This is a genomic window from Roseicella sp. DB1501 (assembly GCF_013112485.1).
Lineage (GTDB): Bacteria > Pseudomonadota > Alphaproteobacteria > Acetobacterales > Acetobacteraceae > Paracraurococcus.
In genome coordinates this window covers 15336-34445 of the sequence record NZ_JABFHG010000009.1, presented here as the reverse complement: position 1 = coordinate 34445, position 19110 = coordinate 15336, and the positions used below count along the sequence as shown (strand labels likewise).

The 19110-nt window shown below is 72.6% G+C and carries 18 protein-coding genes; 9 read left to right on the top strand and 9 right to left on the bottom strand.

Features of this window, described 5'->3' with window-relative positions; all coding sequences use genetic code 11:
* Positions 1-1020 carry an inositol-3-phosphate synthase gene (locus HJG45_RS17855; protein WP_254452622.1) on the bottom strand — a complete coding sequence of 340 codons (1020 nt, stop codon included), beginning with the start codon at positions 1018-1020 and terminating at the stop codon, positions 1-3.
* Here HJG45_RS17855 and HJG45_RS28435 point away from each other — a divergent pair.
* A complete protein-coding gene (locus HJG45_RS28435; protein ID WP_217362973.1) occupies positions 961-1569 on the top strand; it encodes a hypothetical protein in 609 nt (202 codons plus the stop codon). The genes HJG45_RS17855 and HJG45_RS28435 overlap by 60 nt on opposite strands.
* A 195-nt stretch (positions 1570-1764) precedes the next feature.
* Here the strand turns inward: HJG45_RS28435 and HJG45_RS17850 are convergent, their stop codons facing one another.
* The 3 genes from HJG45_RS17850 to HJG45_RS17840 form a co-directional block, all read right to left on the bottom strand.
* Positions 1765-2343: a hypothetical protein gene (locus HJG45_RS17850; RefSeq protein ID WP_217362967.1), complete on the bottom strand. Its 579-nt coding sequence runs from the start codon at positions 2341-2343 to the stop codon at positions 1765-1767.
* Between the two features lie 94 nt (positions 2344-2437).
* On the bottom strand, positions 2438-3544 hold the full coding sequence (locus tag HJG45_RS17845; protein ID WP_171613859.1) for a cysteine desulfurase family protein: 1107 nt from the start codon (positions 3542-3544) through the stop codon (positions 2438-2440).
* Between the two features lie 13 nt (positions 3545-3557).
* On the bottom strand, positions 3558-4052 hold the full coding sequence (locus HJG45_RS17840; RefSeq protein ID WP_171613488.1) for an Rrf2 family transcriptional regulator: 495 nt from the start codon (positions 4050-4052) through the stop codon (positions 3558-3560).
* A gap of 453 nt (positions 4053-4505) precedes the next feature.
* Here HJG45_RS17840 and HJG45_RS17835 point away from each other — a divergent pair, with 453 nt between their 5' ends.
* The 3 genes from HJG45_RS17835 (at position 4506) to HJG45_RS17825 (ending at position 8924) form a co-directional block, all read left to right on the top strand.
* Positions 4506-5174 (top strand): alpha/beta hydrolase, encoded by a 669-nt coding sequence (locus HJG45_RS17835; protein WP_171613486.1) that lies wholly within the window; start codon positions 4506-4508, stop codon positions 5172-5174.
* Between the two features lie 331 nt (positions 5175-5505).
* Complete coding sequence (locus HJG45_RS17830) at positions 5506-7686, top strand: HWE histidine kinase domain-containing protein (protein ID WP_171613484.1); 2181 nt, start codon at positions 5506-5508, stop codon at positions 7684-7686.
* 272 nt (positions 7687-7958) lie between these two features.
* Positions 7959-8924, top strand: a complete 966-nt coding sequence (locus tag HJG45_RS17825; RefSeq protein WP_171613482.1) for a tripartite tricarboxylate transporter substrate binding protein — start codon at positions 7959-7961, stop codon at positions 8922-8924.
* Positions 8925-8951: 27 nt separating this feature from the next.
* On the opposite strand, the gene HJG45_RS17820 is transcribed toward HJG45_RS17825, so the two are convergent.
* Positions 8952-9815 (bottom strand): NAD(P)-dependent oxidoreductase, encoded by an 864-nt coding sequence (locus HJG45_RS17820; protein ID WP_171613480.1) that lies wholly within the window; start codon positions 9813-9815, stop codon positions 8952-8954.
* 197 nt (positions 9816-10012) lie between these two features.
* Here HJG45_RS17820 and HJG45_RS17815 point away from each other — a divergent pair, with 197 nt between their 5' ends.
* Positions 10013-10981 carry a tripartite tricarboxylate transporter substrate binding protein gene (locus HJG45_RS17815; protein WP_171613478.1) on the top strand — a complete coding sequence of 323 codons (969 nt, stop codon included), beginning with the start codon at positions 10013-10015 and terminating at the stop codon, positions 10979-10981.
* Positions 10982-11247: 266 nt separating this feature from the next.
* Here HJG45_RS17815 and HJG45_RS17810 read toward each other — a convergent pair whose 3' ends face one another.
* Complete coding sequence (locus HJG45_RS17810; protein ID WP_171613476.1) at positions 11248-11826, bottom strand: YqaA family protein; 579 nt, start codon at positions 11824-11826, stop codon at positions 11248-11250.
* 271 nt (positions 11827-12097) lie between these two features.
* Between HJG45_RS17810 and HJG45_RS17805 the strand changes: the two genes are divergently transcribed.
* The 3 genes from HJG45_RS17805 (at position 12098) to HJG45_RS17795 (ending at position 14605) form a co-directional block, all read left to right on the top strand.
* Positions 12098-13321 (top strand): MFS transporter, encoded by a 1224-nt coding sequence (locus HJG45_RS17805; protein WP_171613474.1) that lies wholly within the window; start codon positions 12098-12100, stop codon positions 13319-13321.
* 150 nt (positions 13322-13471) lie between these two features.
* Positions 13472-13930: a hypothetical protein gene (locus HJG45_RS17800; RefSeq protein ID WP_171613472.1), complete on the top strand. Its 459-nt coding sequence runs from the start codon at positions 13472-13474 to the stop codon at positions 13928-13930.
* A 15-nt stretch (positions 13931-13945) separates the two neighbouring features.
* The gene (locus HJG45_RS17795) at positions 13946-14605 is read left to right on the top strand and encodes an arylsulfatase (RefSeq protein WP_171613470.1); all 660 of its coding nucleotides are present in this window, start codon (positions 13946-13948) and stop codon (positions 14603-14605) included.
* Between the two features lie 80 nt (positions 14606-14685).
* Here the strand turns inward: HJG45_RS17795 and HJG45_RS17790 are convergent, their stop codons facing one another.
* The gene (locus HJG45_RS17790) at positions 14686-15708 is read right to left on the bottom strand and encodes an LLM class flavin-dependent oxidoreductase (protein ID WP_171613468.1); all 1023 of its coding nucleotides are present in this window, start codon (positions 15706-15708) and stop codon (positions 14686-14688) included.
* A gap of 120 nt (positions 15709-15828) precedes the next feature.
* Between HJG45_RS17790 and HJG45_RS17785 the strand changes: the two genes are divergently transcribed.
* Positions 15829-16587 (top strand): SHOCT domain-containing protein, encoded by a 759-nt coding sequence (locus tag HJG45_RS17785; RefSeq protein WP_171613466.1) that lies wholly within the window; start codon positions 15829-15831, stop codon positions 16585-16587.
* Between the two features lie 211 nt (positions 16588-16798).
* Here the strand turns inward: HJG45_RS17785 and HJG45_RS17780 are convergent, their stop codons facing one another.
* On the bottom strand, positions 16799-17779 hold the full coding sequence (locus HJG45_RS17780) for a tripartite tricarboxylate transporter substrate binding protein (RefSeq protein ID WP_171613464.1): 981 nt from the start codon (positions 17777-17779) through the stop codon (positions 16799-16801).
* A 2-nt stretch (positions 17780-17781) separates the two neighbouring features.
* Positions 17782-18876, bottom strand: coding sequence for an LLM class flavin-dependent oxidoreductase (locus HJG45_RS17775; RefSeq protein WP_171613462.1), 1095 nt, complete (start codon positions 18874-18876; stop codon positions 17782-17784).
* Positions 18877-19110 lie beyond the last annotated feature (234 nt).

Sequence of the window (19110 nt, the reverse complement as noted above, 5' to 3'; positions counted from 1 at the left end):
TCAACGCGCCCCCAGCCAGTCCATCAGCATCCGCTCCTGCACATGGAAGGCGTGCTCCGGCGCATGGCCATTCGCCACCATCGGCGCCTTGAAGAAGACCGAGAGCTGCTCCTGCACGCCGCCCTCGCCGCGCTGCTGCGCAAGGTCGAGGACGCGGGCGATCTCCAGGGCGAGCGGGGCGGCGAGCACGCTGTCCTTGCAGAGGAAGTTCACCTTGATCTGCATCCGCTGGCCGAGGAAGCCGGAGACGTCGATATTGTCCCAGGCTTCCTTGTCGTCGCCGCGCGGCCGGTAGTACCGGATGTCCACCAGATGGTCCTCGACATGGTAGCCGAGGATGCTGTCCAGCACGCTGCCCTTCGTATCGAGCTTGGAGGCGAGGCTGTGGGGATCGCGCAACGCCTCGCCGTCACGGTTGCCGAGGATGTTCGTGCTGAACCAGCCATCCACGTGCAGCGCACGCGCCTTCAGGGCAGGCGCCAGCACTGTCTTGATCATCGTCTGGCCCGTCTTGCCGTCCTTGCCGGCGACCGGGACGTTGCGGATGCGCGCAAATTCCTTCAGCGCCGGCGCATCGGCGGCGAGGGACGGCGTGAAGTTGCCATAGGGAATGCCGGTTTCGATCGCGGCATAGGCGTAGAGCATGGCGGGACCGATGGTGGGATCGTCGTTGTCCAGCGCATGCTCGAAAGCGTCGAGCGAATGCAGCGCGCCGTCATCGGCCGGCGTCCGCTCGGTCGAGGCAAGGTTGATCATCACCACGCCATCGACGTCGCTGCTGTCGCGAAAGCGGAGGAGGTCGTCGGCGATCGCCCTGACGGCCGCGCGATGGCCCGAAGCCGCATGCGCATGCGTGCCTGTGACGCCCTTGCAGAAGGCGCGGCTGCTCACCGCCGGCCAGGGGCGGATGCGGGACAGCGCCTCGCCGGTTTCGGAAAGCTGCGTCTCCGTCAGCACGCGATGATGCTGCGCGGCGGCGGCAAGGTGAGAGTCGTCGAGATCCCAGCCGCCGAAGACCATGTCCCGATACTCGGCCAGTCCCGGCAGGGACAGATCAGCCAGCGGCAATCCTTCGGCGTGATTGGAACCGCGTCGGATGGTTTCAATCCCGGCTACCGCCGTTGTAGCAACTGCACCGCCCAATCCTACGATTGCCACACCAAGGCGGCGACCAGTCGAAGAAACCGACATTTAAATTTCCTGGCGTTTCACAGTCTGAAAAATGGAGCCCTTTGGATTTCTGCCAATCACGTCGCCGTGCAAAGAATCTTTGGCGACTCATTCCGATTATATCTTGTTATGAAAGAGGTTGTATTTTGCCTGAGAGGCATCCGGCCAAGCTACAACCCTGTCGGTGTCGGCCTGCGCATCTCGTGCAGGCGTCCCCTTCAACGCGCGGGCGATGACAGGTTTCGGCGCCGCGCCTTCGGTCTCGACCACGGGCTCCGATACGCTTCGCGGTCCGCCACTCAATCCGGTTCGCTGTCGGGATTCGCTAAAGCGTGGTCGCTTGAGGTGGACTCACCGGAAAGCGTGACTCACGCGATCAAACAACAGCCTGGACCATGATCCGCGACCCTGTGTGGAGCGGATCATGGTCCGGGACCCGCAAGGGGAGTTGCCGAATCGCAGCTTCGACCGGCTTGCCATCGCGCCGGCGTCGCTCCTGCAGCCCGATCGCGCCGGCTGCTCGAGCGTCTCGGGATGCCAGTCGTCGCAGGCGAGGGCATCGCGCCGGCCAGCCGCGCCCTGCGGCTGGCTGCGTCAGCCCGGCGGCATCCCCGCCTTGCCGACGACCGCCCGCTCTCCCGCGGCCCGCCGGAACAACCGGGCGGAGACGATCCAGGCGACGACGAAGACGCCGGTCAGGAGACCCTCGGGATACCCCGCGATCAGGGCGGCCAGGGCAATCAGGGCCTGGGCGATGCCCATCCTGGCCAGGGTGCGCGCCATGCCGCGCGGCCGGAAGCGGGCGATGCAGGCGCCGAGGACTCCGACGGCCAGCACGCCGAAGAAGGCGAGGTTGAGCGGGTTGCCCTCACTGCCGACGATTCCGACCGCGAGGTTCACCCAGGTCATCAGGGCGGCGGCGCCGAGCGCCAATGCCGCCGCGGCGCGGTAGGACGCGTTCTCCGTCCGCCGCATGGCCAGGTCCAGCGCCCCGAGCGGCAAGGCGAGCAGGAGGCCGAAAGCCGCGAAATCCGATCCGGTCCAACGCACTTCGTGGGTGAATTGCATGGCCAGCAGCGGGGTCAGCAACAGCGCCGCCGCGCCGCCCCAGGTCACGGCCCGCCAGCGGCGCCGCGGCCCCGCATCGCTGCCATTCCATGCATGTCCCATCATGGCGCTGCTCTCGATCCTGCGGCGTGGCGCCACCTTACCCGAGACGGAGGTCAGCGTGACAGCGCATCGGGGCGGCAGGTCGGGCCGCCGCACCTCAGGCCGCGCGCTGTCCCAGCCGCATCCGCATCGCCGCCCAGGCCGCGAGGAACCGCTCCGGCGCATCCTCCGGCGCGTCCCAGGGCAGCGAGACGCGAAGGCCGCAGCCGGCCAGCGCGCCATGGCCCATCGCCGCCAGCACCGGGCTCTGCGCCACCTTGCCCGAGGAGCAGGCGGCCCCGGCCGAGACGCGGAAGCCCGCCAGATCGAGGGCGATCACCTGCGTCTCCGCCGGCGCGCCGGGCAGCAGGATGCAGCTCGTATTCGGCAGGCGCGGCGCCGCCGCCCCGGCGATTACCGCCTCCGGGGCCATCGCCGCGATGCCGGCCTCGATCCGGTCGCGCAGCGCCGCCAGCCGCGCCGCCTCCGCCGCGGCCGTCTCGGGCGGCAGCAGGGCGGCGGCGAGGCCGGCGATGGCCGGCAGCGGCTCGGTGCCGCCGCGGCGGCCGCGCTCCTGCCCACCGCCGGCGATCAGCGGCGGCAGATCGAGCCCCGGGCGCAGCAGCAGCGCCCCCGCCCCGGCAGGCCCGCCGAGCTTGTGGCCGGAGAGCGCTAAGCTGTCGGCGCCGAGCGCGTCGAGGGAGAGCGGCAGCCGCCCGGCCGCCTGCACCGCATCGACATGCAGCAACGCCCCGGCAGCGCGGCAGAGCGCCGCCGCCTCGGCCAGCGGGTGCAGCACGCCGGTCTCGTTGTTCGCCGCCATCAGGCAGACCAGGGCCGGGCCGCCTTCGGCCAACAGCCGGGCCAGCGCCTCGAGATCGGCGGTGCCGTCGGGATGCACCGGGATCGTCTCGCCCGCCTCGGCCGCCGCCAGCACCGCCGGATGCTCGGTCGCGCCGCGCAGCAGGCGCCGGCCGCGGCCGAGGCCGCGGATCGCCAGCGCATTCGCCTCCGTCCCGCCGCCGGTGAAGACCGTGTCGCGGGGCCGGACGCCGAAGCGGGCGGCGACGGCCTCGCGCGCCGTCTCCAGCAGCCGGCGGGCGGCGCGGCCAGCAGCATGCACGGAGGAGGGGTTGCCGCCCGCCTCCAGCGCCGCGATCGCGGCCGCCCGCGCCGCCGGCCGCAGCGGCTCGGTGGCGTTGGCGTCGAGGTAGAGCGGGTTCAGGGCCGACCCGGCGCTACTGCGCCGCCTCCGTCAGCGGCAGGGCCGTCTCGGCGGGGGCGGGCGGCACGGCGCGCCCCTGCACCTGCCGCCGCACCACATCGGCCAGCGTGACATGCGCGAGGAAGAGACGGATCTGCTCGCCGAGCTCGGACCAGAGATCATGGGTCAGGCAGCGCTCGCCGCCGAGGCAGCCGGCCGAGCCCTCCTCGCAGCGGGTGGCGCGGATCGGTTCGTCCACCGCCTCGACGATATCGGCGACCGTGATCGCCGCGGCCGGCCGCGCCAGGCGGTAGCCGCCGCCGGGACCGCGCGCCGAGGCGACGAGGCCGGCGCGGCGCAGATGCCCGAAAAGCTGTTCCAGATAGGCAAGCGACAAGAGTTGAGCTTGCGCGATCTCGGCAAGGCTGACAGGCCGGCAATCACGCATGTTGGTTGAATTCGGCTGCTGTCGCACCGCGAGTTCGACCATTGCCATGACCGCATATCGCCCGCGAGTGGAAAGGCGCATGGCGATTCCTATCTTTTAATAGATAGATTGTAGTCGGTATTCTGGCCAGGAGCGAGAAACATGGGCGCCATGCCTTGATTCCGTTATGAAACTCGCTGCCGCGTCTCTATAGTCCCGCCACCCTGGGGGACGGGAGACGGTCCCAGGGGCGACTGGACGATACCGGTACCGAAGCCTCCGGGCCTGGCGCGAAAAGGCGGCGCCTGGGCGGACAGGCTAGTTAATCCGACTACCCCAGTCAAGAATTGGGGGCGGATTCGGCGCCGGCCGGCCAGCGAACGACTCTCCCGGGCTCCTCTCGGCATCGTGCACTAATGCCGAGGGGAGCCCGGGCGTTGTCGATCAGGTCTTCCCCACCAAGCGCCGTGGCGCGCTCTGGGCTCTCGCGCGGGATACCGCCCGCGATGACGGCCGGGGCAGACCCGGTGCAACAGGAATTGGACCCAAGGGACGATGCCTGAGGTCATGTTCGCCGGCCCCGATGGCCGGCTCGAAGGCCGTTACCACCATTCCAAGCAGCCGAACGCGCCGGTCGCGCTCCTGCTTCATCCACACCCGCTGCATGGCGGGACGATGAACAACCGGGTCATTCACGCACTGTATCAGCGCTTCCAGGCGATGGGGTTTTCTACCCTGCGCTTCAACTTCCGCGGAGTCGGCCGCAGCCAGGGCCGCTATGACGGCGGCATCGGCGAGATCTCGGACGCTGCCTCGGCGCTCGATTTCCTGCAGGCGGTCAATCCCAATGCCCACAGCCTCTGGGTCGCCGGCTACTCCTTCGGCGCCTATGTCGGCATGCAGCTGCTGATGCGCCGGCCGGAGATGGGCGGCTTCGTCTCCATCGCCGCCCCGGCCAGCCATTACGACTTCGGCTTCCTCGCCCCCTGTCCCTGCAACGGGCTGATCTATCATGGGGCAGAGGACGAGCTCGTGCCCGAAAGCTCGGTCCGCAAGCTGGTGGACAAGCTGAACACCCAGCGGGGCATCAGCATCGACTACCGTATCCTGCCGGGTGCCGGGCATGTCTTCACGCCCGAGGAAACCGAGCAGGTGGTGGACGCGGCCGAGGATCACGTCCTCGCTCGCATGAACCGCAGCCGGATGGCCCTCGCCGCCGACTGATCGAAGCGCGCGGCAGCGCCCCGGCGCTACCGCTCCTCTGGCCCTTCCGAAAACTGGGCCAGCAGGGCTGGGCCGGCGGAGTGCCCGCCGAGCCGGACCGCCACAACGCCGACGCCAGGTATCGGCCCGCCATCTGCGGCCCGCGCAGCGATCCTTCCGGGACGCGACGCGCCGACCAAGCCGCGCCCGATCTTCCACCGCCCGCCAATCCCCTATTCTATTCCTGGCAATGGAAGTCGCACGGGACGAACGGGACTCGATGGATGGTCGCGGGCGCCTGCCCCGGACGTCCCCGGCACGCGCGGGGACGCTCCCGCGGCAGCGCCGGCCGATGCGGTTCCGCATGCACCTGCTCGGCCTCGCCTTGGTCACCGGCCTGCCGCTGCTGGCGCTCGCCATCGGCCTCGCCTGGTGGATCGCGGCCAGCGCCCGCACCGCCGCCCTGCACGAGCTGGTCCGCACCACCGAGGCGTTGCAGGCCGATATCGACCGGGAATTGCAGATCACCGCCGCCGCCCTCGGCGTGCTGGCCGGGTCGCCCACGATCGACGACGCCCTGGCCGGGGCGCCGGGCGGGACCAGCGCCGAGCCCTTCCGGCAACGCGCCCGCGCGCTGGTCGAGGCCCGCCCGAGCGTGCTGCACAGCGTCATGCTGTTCGATGCGGCCGGGCGCCGGCATCTCAACACCCTGGCCGCGTCCCCCCTCGCGGCTGGCCGGCCGGGATCGCCGCACGCCCCGGATGCCGAGCTGCAGCCCATCGAGGCCTCGGCCCTGGTCCCGGCCGCCCTGCAGGCCTGGTCGCGGCATGTCTCGCCGCTCCTCGCCGAGCCGGTCGCCGGCGAGCCGGTGATCAGCGTCGCCATCCTGGTCGAGAGGGCCGGAACGCAGACCGGCCTGCTCGTCGCCAACCTGCGGCCGGAGAGCCTCGGGATGGCGCTGAGCAGCCAGACCCTGCCGGCCGGCTGGATCGCCACGCTGATCGACCATCGCCACCTGATCATCGCCCGGTCGCAGCAGCAGGAGACCTTCCTCGCCCGGTCGGCGATCGACTGGATCGCCGCCTTCCAGCGGAGCGGCCAGGCGACGGCGACCATCCGGGCGGTCTCCCGCACCGGCGTGCCGACCTACGCGGCGCTGCGCCGCCTGCCCTTCGGCAACTGGACGCTCACGCTCAGCGTGCCCCGCGCCGCCATCGATGGGCCGCTGCAGCGGTCCCTCCTCATCGCCACGGCGAGCGGGGTGCTGGCCGTCTCCCTTGCCGCGCTGCTCGCCCTCGCCCTCGGCGCCCGGCTCGGCGAGGAGATCGAGGCGCTCGGCGCCGATGCCGCCACCGTGGCGCGCGACCAGCCGCCGCCGCAGCGCCCGCCGGCGCGGGTGCGGGAGGTCGCGCGGGTGCGCGCCGCCCTGGCCGAGGCGGGCGCCGCGCTGCGGGCGCGGGCCGCGGCGAAGCGCGAGGCGGAGGAGCATCTGGTGCTGCTGCTGCGCGAGGTGGACCACCGCGCCAAGAACGCGCTCGCCGTCGCCCTCTCCCTCATCCGCCTGGCGCCGCGCAACGTCACGCCGGCCGCCTTCGCTGCCGCCGCCGAGGGCCGCATCACCGCCATGGCGCGGGCGCATGCGCTGCTCGCCCGCGGCGCCTGGACCGGGGCGGAGCTGCAGGCGCTGGCCGAGAGCGAGCTGCCCGCGCATATGGGGCAGGTGCGGCTCGCCGGGCCGCCGGCCCGGCTCTCGGCCGAGGCGGTGCAGCCCGTCGCCATGCTGCTGCACGAGCTGGCGACGAATGCCGTCAAGCACGGCGCCCTCTCCGTCCCCGGCGGCGAGGTGCATATCGGCTGGGAATTCCTGCCCGCCGACCAGGCGCTGCGCCTGAGCTGGACCGAATGCGGTGGCCCGGCCCTGGCCGGCCCTCCCGGCCGCCGCAGCTTCGGCATCCGGCTCGTCACCCAGCTCGCCGAGCGCCAGCTCGGGGCGCGGCTCGCGCTCGACTGGGCGCCGGCCGGGCTGCGCGCCATCCTCACCCTGCCAGCCGCTCGCGCCGCCCCGGACGGCACGGCGCGTCCGATCCGGACCGCGACCGGCCAGCCGGTGGCGGTGGCGCCGCAGCCGGCCTGGACCGACCCGGGTGGCCTGCCGCCGCGCGTGCTGGTCGCCGAGGACGAGGCGCTGCTGGCACTCGAACTCGAGACCGGGCTGCGCGAGCTCGGCTGCGAGGTGGTCGGGCCGGCGCGCAGCCTGGCCGAGGCGCGGCGGCTGGCGGAATCCGAGCCGCGCCTCGCCGCGGCGGTGCTCGACGTCAATCTCGGCGGCGGCGAGCTGGTCTTCCCGGTGGCCGATGCGCTCGCCGCCCGCGGCATTCCCTATCTGCTGGCGACCGGCTATGGCAGCGCCGGCCCGCTGGAGGGGCGGGATGCCGGCGCCGTCGCCGTGCTCCGCAAGCCCTATCACCGCCAGGCCCTGGCCGTGGCGCTGGCGCGCGCCCTGCCGGGCCATGCGGCGCGGGCGGAGGGCTGAACGGGCCTGAGCGGCGCCCGGGCCCTGGAGCGTGATCGCCTGAGGTGGATTCACCAAAGGCGTGAATCACGCGAGCAAGCGATGACCTGGGTGCGGAGCCAGGGATGGACTTTCCGCCCCCGGCATGGTCCGATCCGTGCCGAGCCTCCCGCATCCGCGAGCCTGCGGATTGCCGGGCAGCACGGCCCGCCACAGGCCGGGCCGCAACAAGGATGACCGCGGGCCGCGCGTCCGGCGCGGCGCCGGGTCCGGGAACCGTCCAGGAATCGCTCATGCGCCGTCGTCTTCTGTCCCTCCTGCCGTCCCTCGGCCTCGCTGCCTTGCTCTCCCCTGGTGCCCAGGCGCAGCCCGCCTTTCCGGACCACCCGATCACCATGATCGTCGCCTATGCGGCCGGCGGCGGCACCGACACCGCGGCGCGCACCCTGGCGCGGTCGATGGAGAAGGGGCTCGGCCAGACGGTGGTGGTGGTGAACCGCCCGGGCGCCGCCGGTGAGATCGGCTGGGCCGAGCTCGCCCGGTCGAAGCCCGATGGCTACACGATCGGCTTCATCAACACGCCGACCATCGTCACCGTCCCGATCGAGCGGCAGGCCCGCTTCCAGCTCGAGGATTTCGTGCCGATCGCCAATATCGTCGACGATCCGGGCGGCATCTGGGTGCTGCCGGACAGCCCCTGGCGCAGCCTGAAGGAGCTGGTCGAGGCGGCGAAGAAGGAGCCGGGGACCATCGGCTACGGCACCACCGGCATCGGCTCGGACGACCATCTGGCGATGCTGGCGCTGGAACGGCAGACCGGCGCCCGCTTCCTGCACATCCCCTTTGCCGGCTCCTCGCAGGTGCGCACCGCGCTGTTCTCGAAGAACCTGCCGGTCGCGGTGGTGAACATGGGCGAGGGCATCGCCGATGCCCGGCAGGGGCTGGTCCGGCCGCTGGCGCAGCTCGGCACCAGGCGCTGGGAGGCGACGCCGGACGTGCCGACGGCGCGCGAGCAGGGCTTCGATGTCGTCGAAGGCTCGATGCGCGGCGTCGCGGCGCCGGCCGGCGTGCCGCAGCCGGTGCTGGAGCGGCTGGCCAAGGCGGTGCACGGCGCGGTGGACGACCCCGATTTCCGCCAGATGGCGACGCAGCAGAGCCTGCCGCTGCGCTTCCTCGGCCCCGATGCCTTCAAGACCGAGCTGCTGGCGCTGCGCGAGCATTACGCGAAGCTCTGGGCGATGCATCCCTGGAAGGAGTGATCGCGCCCGCCGGGTTCTCCACGGGGCTCATCCCGCCGCGGGCGGCTGGCCCAGCGCCGACCAGTCGCGCTCGCCGCCGCCGGCGGCGATGATCGCGTCCATGCGCGCGGCGATCCAGGCGACCAGCGGCAGCGCCGCCCCCTCGCCTTGCACCGCTGCCAGGGCGAGGCCGACATCCTTGCGGCCGAGCCGCATCGGGAAGCCGGCGGGCTCGAACCTCTGCTCGGCGATGATCGGCCCGTAGCTGCGGAGCATGCGGTTGCCGTAATCGGCCGCCAGCAGGAGCTCGAGCAGGCGGGCGGGCGGGACGCCATGCGCGCCGGCGATGCGGAATTGCTCGCTCAGCATCTGGATGATCGCCGGGATGCCGGCATTGAGCGCGATCTTCGCCGCCGCCGCCATGACCGGCCGCTCGCCCATGCGGGTGGTGCCGGCGCCGATCGCGTCGAACAGCGGCTGCACGGCATCGAGATCCGCCGCCGCGCCGGCCGCGATCACCGCCAGCCGTCCCGCCGCCGCCACGTCGGGCCGCCCCAGCACCTGCGCCGAGACGAAGCGCTGGCCCGCTTCGGCATGCGCCGCCTCCAGCCGCTGCGTGAGCGCGGTGCTGACCGTGCTGCAGGAGACGTGCAGCAGGCCGGACCCCGCCGCCAGCAGCCCGGCCTCGCCGAGGACCACCGCCTCCACCGCCGCATCATTCGCCAGCATCGTCATGACGGTGCCGACCTGCGCCGCCTCGGCCGGGCTGGCCGCGACCCGGGCGCCGCGCGCCGCGAAGGGCGCGGCCTTGGCGCCGTCGCGGTTCCAGACCGTCACCCGGTGCCCGGCCTCGATCAGCCGGCCCACCATGCCCGTGCCCATCTGACCCAGGCCGAGGAATGCCACGTCCATGTCGATGTCTCCCTGAATTGCCGTTTCGTCGCCGTTGAGCGCGGCCCGGGCCGGTTGCCCTCGATCCGATCGCAACCTCCGTCCTGCCCGCCTCAACGCGCGCGCCTTTCCCGACGATGTTGTTGCGCCCCTGGCCCTTGGCATGGTCCGATCCCCACCAAGCGCGCGCAGCCGCGCCCGACCCGGGAGGATCACCCATGCAGAGACGCGCCCTTCTCGCCGGGCTGGCGGCCGCGCCGCTCGCCCGCCCTGCCTTGGCACAGTCATCCGCCGGCGGCTTCCCCGACCGGCCGCTGACCATGGTGCTCGCTTTTCCGGCCGGCGGCGGCACCGATGTCGCCGCCCGGCCGCTGGCGCGGATCATGGAGAAGTATCTCGGCCAGCCCATCGCCGTGGTGAACCGCCCCGGCGCCGCCGGTGAGATCGGCTTCACCGAGCTCGCCCGCGCCAGACCGGATGGCTACACCATTGGCTTCCTCAACACGCCAACCATCGTCACCATCCCGATCGAGCGGCCGCAGGCGCGCTTCCGGCTGGACGACCTGCTGCCGCTGCTGAACATCGTCGATGATCCGGGCGCCATCTGGGTGCTGCCGGACAGCCCGATCCGCACTGTCGCCGACCTGGTGGCGGAGGCGAAGCGCCGGCCGGGGCAGATCAGCTACGGCACCTCCGGCATCGGCTCGGACGACCACCTGGCCGTGCTGGCGCTGGAGCGGGTGACGGGCACGAAATTCCTGCATGTCCCCTTCGCCGGCGGCGCGCCGGTGCGCACCGCCACCGTCTCCCGCCAGATCGAGCTGGCGGTGACCAATATCGGCGAGGCGATCGGCGACTACCGGCAGGGGCTGTTCCGGCCGATCGGCCAGATGGGCACCAGCCGCTGGGCGGTGATGCCGGACGTGCCGACCTTCCGCGAGCAGGGCTTCGACGTGGTCGAGGGCTCGATGCGCGGCCTCGCCGCCCCGGCCGGCCTGCCGCGGCCGGTGCTGGAGCGGATCGTCGTCGCGGCGCAGCGGGCCGTGGCCGATCCCGAATGGCAGGCGCTGGCCACCCAGCTCGCCCTGCCGCTGCGCCTGCTCGGCCCCGACGAGTACCGCGCCGAGCTGGTGGCGATGCAGCGCCACTACGCGGCGCTGTGGGAGAAGCATCCCTGGCGGGAGTGATCCCCGCGACGTCGCTTGCGCGACGTCATGGGACCCCCGGTGGGGCCCTCAAGTCCCAGGCACGTCATGGCCTGCCACGGCGGAAGCCGCGACAGGACAACGAGCAGCGACGGGTTCGGCGCATGTCTGGAATGGATGGCACCCTGCCGATGCAGCCGCCACCCGCTGCCCTGTCGCGGCTTCGCTGCGACAGGCTGTGACGCGCCTCGGGCCCGGGGTGAATCACGGCCCCCCCGCGACGGCGCGCAGCGACGTCGTGGGGAATACTACAGGTATCGCAGCGCCAGGAAGCCGGCGAGGATGCCGGCCGCGGCGCCGGTCGTCACCAGGGTCAGCCGCCGCTCGATGAAATCGCGGATCGGCGGGCCGAAGCGGCGCAGCAGGAAGGCGAGCAGGAAGAAGCGCGCCGCCCGCGTCACCAGGCTGGCGGCGAGGAAGATCAGGAAGTTGAATTTGGCGGCGCCGGACGCGATGGTGACGATCTTGTAGGGGATCGGCGTCAGCCCCTTGATCAGGATCACCAGCGCCCCCCAGCGCTCGTACCAGGATTCGAAGCGCAGCAGCGCATCGGCATAGCCGTAGGCGCGCAGCACCGGCTCGGCCAGCGCCTCGAACAGGAAGTAGCCGATCGCATAGCCGGCGACGCCGCCGAGCACCGAGGCGATGGTGCAGATCAGCGCGTAGCGATAGGCCTGGTCCGGCCGCGCGATGCACATCGGGATCAGCATGGCATCGGGCGGGATCGGGAAGACGCTGCTCTCGGCGAAGCTGACGCCGGCCAGCCAGGCCGGCGCGCGCCGATGTGCCGACAGCGCCAGCACGCGGTCATAGAGGGCACGCAGCATCTCGGGATCCCCTGCGCCGGCGACCGGACCGGTGGCTCCGGGCGGCGCGGCATGCGACGAAACGACAGGCGCCGCGACGGCCTTGCGGGCAGCCCGGATGGGCCGGCCGAAGCGGATGGGGCGGCTTGGCACGATTGCCTATCGCAGCGCAACATCGAAGGCGATGCCCCGCGAGGGGTTCATATCGGCTTACCACAGCCATGCACCCAACGCAGTTGCTTTGATTATGTCCGCGATGGGATCATAGCTTATCACATGGGCGGAGGGTGGCATGCGCGTCCGGACGGCAGGCGGCGCGGGGGTAGCGATCGGGCTGCTCATCGCCTGCGGCGTGGCCTGCGCCGCGCTCGCCATGGGCTTCCGCCAGAGCTTCGGCCTGTTCCTCGCGCCGATGACCACGGCGCATGGCTGGTCGGCCTCCGGCTTCGCCTTCGCCATCGCCGTGCAGGTGCTGGTCAACGGCCTCACCCAGCCGATCTGGGGGCAGGTGGCGGACCGTATCGGCGCCCGGCAGGTGATCATCGCCGGGGCGCTGCTGCAATGCATCGGCGTGCTCGGCATGGCCCTCTCGGACGGGCTGCCCTTCTTCACCTTCTTCGCCGGGCTGGTCATGGGCTCGGCCGTCTCGGCGGCCGGCATGCCGGTGATCATGGCGAGCCTGACCCGGCTGTTGCCGGAGGCGCAGCGCGGCCGCGCCACCGGCCTCGGCACCGCCGGCTCCTCGCTCGGCCAGTTCCTGGTGGTGCCGCTGGTGCAGCTCGGCATCCTCGGCCTCGGCTGGCAGGGGGCGCTCATCGCCGTCGCCCTGCTCTCGCTGCTGATGATCCCCCTCGCCCTGCCGCTGAACGACCGGCCGCCGCCCAAGGCCGGCCCCGCCGTCGCCGAGCAGACGGCGATGGAGGCGTTGCAGTTTGCCTTCCGCACGCCGAGCTTCTGGTACCTGTTCTGCGGCTTCTTCGTCTGCGGCCTGCATGTCTCCTTCCTGGCGATCCACCTGCCGGGCTTCGTTGCCTCCTGTCACCTGCCGGCGGCGGTGGGCGCCGGGGCGATCAGCCTGATCGGACTGTTCAACATCGCCGGTGCCCTGGGCGCGGGGGAGCTCTCCACCCGCTGGCGGCGGCGGGAGCTGCTGGTGGCGATCTACGCCTCGCGCGCCGTGGTGATGACGATCTTCTTCTTCGCCGAGAAGACGACCGTCAGCGTGCTGGCCTTCTCGGCAGTGATGGGGCTGCTCTGGCTCTCGACCGTGCCGCCGACCGTCGCGCTCTGCGCGCGGAATTTCGGCACCCGCTGGCTGGCGACGATCTTCGGGCTGATCTTCCTCGGCCATCAGATCGGCGGCTTCACCGGAGCCTGGCTGGGCGGCGTGGTCTTCGACCGCACCGGCAGCTACGACCTGATGTGGGTGATCTGCATCCTCGCCGCCGCCTTCGCCGCCCTGGTCCACCTGCCGGTACGCGACCCGGCGCCGCAGCCGCGGCCGGCGCTGGCCTGAGGCGCCGCATGACGGCCGATTCACGCCTCCGGGCGTTCCGCCCTGCGGCGATCGGCGCAAAGCTGGATAGAGCCGATTCACGCCTCCGGGCGTTCCGCCCTGCGGCGATCGGCTCTAGATAGGCCGCAGACTCGGAGCGGAGGACGTCGGATGCGGCATTGGGCCCTGCTGCTGGCCTTGGGGCTGCCCCTGATGGGGAGCATGGATGCCGAGGCGCAGCCGCGCCAGGGGCCGCCGCATGAATGGGTCTTCGGGTCCTGGACCGGCGGCATCTTCCCGCCCGGCGATGCCGGCACCCCGGCCTGCTTCGGCAACCCGACGGTGATCTTCACCCGCGACATCGTCATGCGCGTCTCGGTCCTCGACACCGCCTATCGCGAGCGGACCATCGAGACGGTGGCCGAGGTGCCGAACGGCCTGGAATTCCGCTTCATCCAGGCCGCGCCGGTGCTCGGCCCGATGGGCCCGCGGCCGGCCCCCGATGCCGGCTTCGGCTGCCCCGCCGGGCCGAACGCGCTCCGGGTGGAGCGCAAGGGGCCGGACGAGATCGCCTTCCCCAGCTGCGCGGAGTTTCCCTCGACGCTCAAGCGCTGCACCACGGCGCGCTGACCGGAGGCCGGCCCCATGCGCATCGCGCTGATCCACGCCCTGCGGCACTCGCCGCCGCCGATCGAGGCCGCCTTCGCCCGCGCCTGGCCGGAGGCGGTGCTGATGAATCTGCTCGACGACAGCCTCTCGGCCGACCTGGCGCGGGCCGGGTCGCTGACCCCGGCGATGACGGAGCGCTTCCTGACCCTCTCGCGCTATGCGGTGGGCACCGGGGCGGCCGGCATCCTCTTCACCTGCTCCGCCTTCGGCCCCTGCATCGAGGCGGTGGCGGCCGAGCAGGCGCCGCGCCCGGTGCTGAAGCCGAACGAGGCGATGATCGAGGAGGCGGTGGCCGCCGCGCGCGAGGCGGCGGGCGGAAGGCGGCCGCGGATCGGGCTGCTGGCGAGCTTCGCGCCCACGCTGCAGAGCATGCCGCCGGAATTCCCGGCCGATGTGGAGCTCGTCCCCTGCCATGCCGAGGGCTCGCTCGCCGCGCTCGATGCCGGCGACGGCGCGACGCATGACCGGCTGGCCGCGGAGGCGGCGCGGCGCCTCGGCGCGTGCGACGTGATCGCGCTGGCGCAGTTCAGCCTGGCGCGGGCGGCACCGCTGGTCGCCGAGGCGACGGGGCGGCCGGTCTTCACCACGCCGGACAGCGCGGTGCGGAAGATCCGCCGCCTGCTCGGCGGGGGGTGAGGGCGTCGGCCGGTCGCCTCCCGTTGCCCTGACGCGGCTTCGCCGCGGCAGGCTGTGACGTGCTCAGGGCCTGGGGCGAATCATGGCCCCCCCGCGACGGCGCGTAGCGACGGCGCGGGGACATTCTGCACCTCGGCCAGGATCTCGAAGGAGCGCTTGCGCGCCGCAGGGTCGTGGATCTGCGCCGTCACCATCACCTCGTCGGCGCCGGTGCGGGCGAGGAAGTCGGCGAGGCCGCGCCGCACCGTCTCCGGACCGCCGACCACCGAGCAGGCGAGCGCATTCTCCAGCATCGCCCGCCCACCGGGATCGATCCGCGCCTCGAAGCCTTCGACCGGGCGCGGCAGCTTGCCCGGCATGCCGCGGCGGAGATTGAGGAAGGCCTGCTGCAGTGAGGAATAGAGATACCGCGCCTCCTCGTCGGTCGGCGCGGCGAAGACGTTCAGCCCGAGCATGACGCGCGGCGCCTCGAGCTGCGCCGAGGGGCGGAAGCGCTCGCGGTACAGGGCGATCGCCTGCATCATCATCCCCGGCGCGAAATGCGAGGCGAAGGCATAGGGCAGGCCGAGCATGGCGGCGAGCTGGGCGCCGAAGGTCGAGGAGCCGAGGATCCAGAGCGGCACCTGCAGCCCCTCACCCGGCACCGCGCGCAGCCGCTGCCCCGCCTCGGCCGGCGCGAAGTAGCGCATGAGCTCGACCACGTCGCGCGGGAACTGGTCCTCGTCCGAGGCGAGGTTGCGCCGCATCGCATGCGCCGCGATCTGGTCCGTCCCCGGCGCCCGGCCGAGGCCGAGCTCGATGCGGCCGGGATGCAGCGCCGCCAGCGTGCCGAATTGCTCGGCGATGATCAGCGGCGCGTGGTTCGGCAGCATGATGCCACCGGCACCGACCAGGATGCGCTGCGTCGCCGCCGCGACATGGGCGAGGCAGACCGCGGTCGCGGCGCTGGCGATGCCGGGCATGTTGTGGTGCTCGGCCATCCAGTAGCGGCGGTAGCCGAGCGCCTCGGCATGCTGTGCAAGGTCGATGGAATTGCGGAGCGCCTGGCCGGCATCGCTGCCGTCCGGCACGGGCGAGAGGTCGAGGATGGAGAGGGGGGCCATGCGCCGGATATTGGCATGCCCGGCGCCCCGACCAAGCCGGGCCCCACCGCGCCGTGAGGCGTGAATGGCCATGGCCGCCGGTGCCGTTATGGGAACGGGACCCACCCAGCGGAGCCGCCCATGCAGGACCTGACCCCGGAGGCGCGCCGGCGCCTCGACGCCATCGCCGCACGCCACGGCGTCAGCACCGACGCCGCCGCGACGCTGCTGCAGGCTCTTGTCCAGGGCGGCGGGACCATGGCGCAGTTCAGCCATCCCGAGCTCGGCGGCATGGGCCAGTGGTCGCAGGGCGGCATGATCATGGTCGGCGATATGTTCAACCAGGGCCTGCGCGCCCGGGTCAATGCGCTCTGCACCGACCTGGCCGGGCTGCTGCGGGAAGGGCCGGTCTTCGCTGCGCCCATGCCCGGCGCCGCGGTGGGTGGGGTTAGCAGTGGGTTCGGGGGCGGCTTCGGCGGCACTTGGTGGCCGGCCGAGCTCGGCGCGCCGGCGAGCAGCGGCGGCCAGAACGACATGCGCTACGCCTATTTCCCGGCGGCGCGGCGGCTTGCCGTGCAGCAGGGCGGCCGGACCAGCCTCTACGATACCGGTACGCGGCAGATCTACGGCGCCTCGCAGCAGCAGGGGTCGGGGCAATCGCTGAGCTTCTCGACCGACCAGGGCACGGTGCGGTTGGAGGAGTTGCAGCCGCTCGATGCGGCGCCCGCTGCCCCGGCCGCGCCGCCCATGGCGCCGCCGCCGCAGGCCGTGCCGGAGGGCACCTCGGAGGGCGGCGACCCGCTCGCCCTGATCGAGCGCCTGGCCGGGCTGCGGGAGAAGGGCATCCTCAGCGACGAGGAATTCGCCGCCAAGAAGGCGGAGCTGCTGCGGCGGCTGTGAGCGCGCCCCGCGAACGTCGCTGCGCGCCGTCGTGGGGCGCCAGCACGCCCGGCCCACCCCGCGCCTCCCGTTGCCCAGCCGAGGCTTTGCCTCGGCTGGCTGTGATGCATCCCGGGCCCCGAGCGAATCACAGGGCCCCCGCAAAGCCGCGTAGCGGTTTTGTGGGGATCGACGGGGCCCCCGCGAAGACGCGTAGCGGTTTTGTGGGGATCTAGTCCGCCCGGATCCCCGCCTCGGCGATGAGCTGGGCATAGCGCGCCACCTCCGCCGCGACGAAGCGGCGGCTCTCCTCAGGCCCGGCGCCGATCAGCGCGAAGCCGAGCTCAGCCGCCTTGTCGCGCAGCACCGGATCGGTCAGCGCCTGGCGCGTCGCTGCGGCGATGCGGGCGGCGAGCGGCTCCGGCAGGCCGGCCGGGGCGAGGATCGCGGTCCAGCTCGTCATGCGCAGCGCCGGCAGCCCGGCCTCGGCGCTGGTCGGCACCGCCGGCAGCAGCCGGTGCCGCTCCGGCTCCGTCACCGCCAGCGCCCGCAGCGTGCCGGCCTGCACCTGGGTGATGCATTCCGGCAGGTTGGAGACGATGAGGTCGAGATTGCCGGCGACCAGGTCGGTCACCGAGGGCGCGCCGCCGCGATAGGGCACGTGCACGAGATTCGCCCCCGCCCCGGCGGCGCGGCGGAACAGCTCCAGCCCCAGATGCGGCGCCGAGCCGGTGCCGGAGGAGCCGCCATTCAGCCGCTGCCCGCCGCGCGCCGCGGCGGCGAGGGTCGCGAGGTCCGGCCAGGGCGCCTCCCGCCGCACCACGACGACGAGCGGCAGCGAGCCGAGCAGGGTCAGCGCCCGCAGGTCGCGCAGGAAGTCGTAGGGCGCCTGCGGGAAGAGCGAGGCGTTGATCGCATGCGTCACCGTGCAGGCGAGCAGCGTGTGGCCGTCGGCCGGCGCCTTGGCGACCGCATCGGCGCCGATCAGCGCATTGCCGCCCGGCCGGTTCTCGACAACGACCGGCTTGCCCCAATCCGTCTGCAGGCGCTGCGCCACCAGCCGCGCCATGATGTCGGTCTGCCCCGCCGGGGTGAAGGGCACGACGATGCGCACCGTGCGCTCGGGGAAATCCTGCGCCCGCGCCCGAGTGGCGAGCAGCGCGGCCAGCAGCGCGGCGGGAGTGGCGAGGGCGGCGCGGCGGCCGAGGCGCATGGCTATTCCGCCGCCGCCGGCACGCCGCGCCGGGCGACCGCGGCGCGCACCGCCGGCAGCAGGCTGCGGCCATACTCCTCGGCATCCTCCAGCGGGTCGAAGCCGCGGATGAGGAAGGTGTCGACGCCGAGCGCGTGGTAGTCGGCGAGGCTCTCCGCCACCTGCTCCGGCGTGCCGACGAGCGCGGTGGTGTTGGAACCGGCGCCGACCGCCGCGGCGACCTCGGTCCAGAGGCGGGAATCGCGCACCCGGCCGCCGGCCGCGGCCTCGAGCAGCCGCTGCGAGCCGATGCTCTCCGGCTTGCGGCCACCCGAGCCGCCCGAGCGCAGCGCGCGGATGCGCTCGATGATGCGGTCGGCGCGGGCCCAGGCCGCCGCCTCGGTCCCCGCCAGCACCGGGCGGAAAGACATGCTGAGGCGCAGGCTCGCCGGATCGCGGCCGGCCTTCGCCACGCTGGCGCGCACCCGGGCGATGGTCTCGCGCGCCTGGTCGAGCGTCTCGCCCCAGAAGGCGTAGATGTCGGCGAGCCGGCCGGCGATCTCGAGCGCAATGTCGGAGGAGCCGCCGAAGAAGACCGGGATGTGCGGCGTCTGCAGCGGCTTCACCTCGGCGAAGCCGCCCTCGAAGCGGTAGTAGCGGCCCTCGTGGTCGAAGGGCTTCGGCTCGGTCCAGAGCCGCTTCAGCAGGGCGACGTATTCCTCGGTGCGGGCGTAGCGCTCGTCATGCGGCAGGAAGTCGCCATCCTTGCGCTGCTCGGCATTGCTGCCGCCGCTGATGACATGGATGCCGGCGCGGCCGCCGGAGAACTGGTCGAAGCTGGCGAATTGTCGCGCCGCGAGGGTCGGCGCGATGAAGCCCGGCCGGTGCGCCACCATGTAGGCGATCCGCCGCGTCGCGGCGGCGGCATGCGAGGCGACGAGCAGCGCATCCGGGCTGCCGCTGCCCCAGGCGACGAGGATGCGGTCGAAGCCGGCTGCCTCATGCGCCTGGGCGAAGCGGGCGATGTAGTCCGGGTCCACCACCGCGCCCTCCGGCGGATGGATCTCCGACTGCCGCCGGTGCGAGATCATGCCGATGAACTGTAGCGGGTGGGTCATGCGACGTTCCTCCGTATCCCCGCCCGGTCCTGCGCCCGGGTCTTCGTCCTGCCAGCCGTCCCCCGCGGATGCTGTCGATCGGGGGAAAGCGCCTGCCGCAGCATGCGGGCCAAGCGGCCGGTGCGTCACCAGGGAATCGGCGCGGCGTCCCGCGGGACGTGGCGGGGCATTTGCCGGGAACGGAGGCGGGCGGGAGGGCCCCTAACGCAGGCGCTCGAGCGGCAGCGGCGCCGG

What these genes read in the sequence shown, in the direction of transcription:
- HJG45_RS28435 (WP_217362973.1), top strand. Translation starts at nt 961, where the DNA reads ATGATGCTGCGCGGCGGCGGCAAGGTGAGAGTCGTCGAGATCCCAGCC.
- HJG45_RS17855 (WP_254452622.1), bottom strand. Translation starts at nt 1,020, where the DNA reads ATGGTCTTCGGCGGCTGGGATCTCGACGACTCTCACCTTGCCGCCGCC.
- HJG45_RS17850 (WP_217362967.1), bottom strand. Translation starts at nt 2,343, where the DNA reads ATGATGGGACATGCATGGAATGGCAGCGATGCGGGGCCGCGGCGCCGC.
- HJG45_RS17840 (WP_171613488.1), bottom strand. Translation starts at nt 4,052, where the DNA reads ATGCGCCTTTCCACTCGCGGGCGATATGCGGTCATGGCAATGGTCGAA.
- HJG45_RS17835 (WP_171613486.1), top strand. Translation starts at nt 4,506, where the DNA reads ATGCCTGAGGTCATGTTCGCCGGCCCCGATGGCCGGCTCGAAGGCCGT.
- HJG45_RS17830 (WP_171613484.1), top strand. Translation starts at nt 5,506, where the DNA reads ATGCGGTTCCGCATGCACCTGCTCGGCCTCGCCTTGGTCACCGGCCTG.
- HJG45_RS17825 (WP_171613482.1), top strand. Translation starts at nt 7,959, where the DNA reads ATGCGCCGTCGTCTTCTGTCCCTCCTGCCGTCCCTCGGCCTCGCTGCC.
- HJG45_RS17820 (WP_171613480.1), bottom strand. Translation starts at nt 9,815, where the DNA reads ATGGACGTGGCATTCCTCGGCCTGGGTCAGATGGGCACGGGCATGGTG.
- HJG45_RS17815 (WP_171613478.1), top strand. Translation starts at nt 10,013, where the DNA reads ATGCAGAGACGCGCCCTTCTCGCCGGGCTGGCGGCCGCGCCGCTCGCC.
- HJG45_RS17810 (WP_171613476.1), bottom strand. Translation starts at nt 11,826, where the DNA reads ATGCTGCGTGCCCTCTATGACCGCGTGCTGGCGCTGTCGGCACATCGG.
- HJG45_RS17805 (WP_171613474.1), top strand. Translation starts at nt 12,098, where the DNA reads ATGCGCGTCCGGACGGCAGGCGGCGCGGGGGTAGCGATCGGGCTGCTC.
- HJG45_RS17800 (WP_171613472.1), top strand. Translation starts at nt 13,472, where the DNA reads ATGCGGCATTGGGCCCTGCTGCTGGCCTTGGGGCTGCCCCTGATGGGG.
- HJG45_RS17795 (WP_171613470.1), top strand. Translation starts at nt 13,946, where the DNA reads ATGCGCATCGCGCTGATCCACGCCCTGCGGCACTCGCCGCCGCCGATC.
- HJG45_RS17790 (WP_171613468.1), bottom strand. Translation starts at nt 15,708, where the DNA reads ATGGCCCCCCTCTCCATCCTCGACCTCTCGCCCGTGCCGGACGGCAGC.
- HJG45_RS17785 (WP_171613466.1), top strand. Translation starts at nt 15,829, where the DNA reads ATGCAGGACCTGACCCCGGAGGCGCGCCGGCGCCTCGACGCCATCGCC.
- HJG45_RS17780 (WP_171613464.1), bottom strand. Translation starts at nt 17,779, where the DNA reads ATGCGCCTCGGCCGCCGCGCCGCCCTCGCCACTCCCGCCGCGCTGCTG.
- HJG45_RS17775 (WP_171613462.1), bottom strand. Translation starts at nt 18,876, where the DNA reads ATGACCCACCCGCTACAGTTCATCGGCATGATCTCGCACCGGCGGCAG.